The 1,359-nt window shown below is 66.1% G+C and carries 2 protein-coding genes; both read left to right on the top strand.

What is annotated here, in order from left to right; genetic code table 11:
* The coding region (locus JK359_RS38460; RefSeq protein ID WP_236679127.1) for an alpha-glucosidase C-terminal domain-containing protein at positions 1–408 on the top strand (408 nt) is incomplete at its 5' end.
* Positions 405–1,359 (top strand): alpha-amylase family glycosyl hydrolase (locus JK359_RS38465; RefSeq protein ID WP_269139092.1); only part of this gene is annotated, 955 nt, incomplete at its 3' end. The genes JK359_RS38460 and JK359_RS38465, both read left to right, overlap by 4 nt.

Below are 1,359 nucleotides of genomic sequence, written 5' to 3' on the forward strand. Positions count from 1 at the left end.
GTCCGCCGGCAGAACCCGGCCCTGCAACAGCTGCGCGATCTGCACTTCCACCACGCCGACAAGGACGCGGTGATCGCCTACTCGAAGCGGAGCGGGTCGAACACGGTTCTGGTGGTCGCCAACCTCGACGCCCACCACACCCAGGAGGCGACGGTCTCGTTGGACATGCCGCAACTCGGCCTGGAATGGCACGAGTCCGTGCCGGTGCACGATCAGCTCACCGGCGAGACCTACTACTGGGGCAGGGCCGACTATGTACGACTCGGGCCCGGGGGCGCACATGTGCTCACCGTCGGCCGGGAGCCCGGCTCGCCGCGCGGCGGCGAGGGGACACAGCGTCCCCCGGGTGAACACAGCGGCGTCCTGCGACCGTCCACCCCGCAGATCGGAGGGTCACCCACAATATGATCGTCAATGAGCCCGTTCCGGACACCTTCGAGGACACTCCCGCCAAGGACCGGGACCCGGAGTGGTTCAAGCGTGCCGTCTTCTACGAGGTCCTGGTCCGTTCCTTCCAGGACAGCAACGGCGACGGCGTCGGCGACCTGAAGGGCCTGACCGCCAAGCTCGACTATCTGCAGTGGCTCGGCGTGGACGTCCTCTGGCTACCGCCGTTCTTCAAATCCCCGCTCAGAGACGGCGGTTACGACGTCTCGGACTACACCGCGGTCCTCCCGGAGTTCGGTGACCTGGCCGACTTCGTGGAGTTCGTGGACGCCGCCCACCAACGCGGCATGCGCGTCATCATCGACTTCGTCATGAACCACACCAGCGACCAGCACCCGTGGTTCCAGGAGTCGAGGCGGGATCCGCAGGGTCCGTACGGGGACTACTACGTCTGGGCCGACGACGACAAGCAGTACCAGGACGCCCGGATCATCTTCGTCGACACCGAGGTCTCCAACTGGACGTACGACCCGGTACGCAAGCAGTACTACTGGCACCGCTTCTTCTCGCACCAGCCTGACCTCAACTACGAGAACCCGGCCGTGCAGGAGGAGATGATCTCCGCGCTGAAGTTCTGGCTGGATCTCGGCATCGACGGGTTCCGGCTGGACGCGGTGCCGTACCTCTACCAGGAGGAGGGCACCAACTGCGAGAACCTGCCGGCGACCCACGAGTTCCTGAAGCGGGTGCGCAAGGAGATCGACGCCCAGTACCCCGACAAGGTGCTCCTCGCCGAGGCCAACCAGTGGCCCGAGGACGTGGTCGACTACTTCGGTGACTACGCCTCCGGCGGCGACGAGTGCCACATGGCGTTCCACTTCCCCGTCATGCCGCGGATCTTCATGGCCGTCCGGCGCGAGTCCCGCTACCCCGTCTCGGAGATCCTGGCCAAGACCCCGGCCATCCCCACGC

It is taken from the genome of Streptomyces actinomycinicus (assembly GCF_016741775.1).
GTDB classification, from domain to species: Bacteria; Actinomycetota; Actinomycetes; order Streptomycetales; family Streptomycetaceae; genus Streptomyces; species Streptomyces actinomycinicus.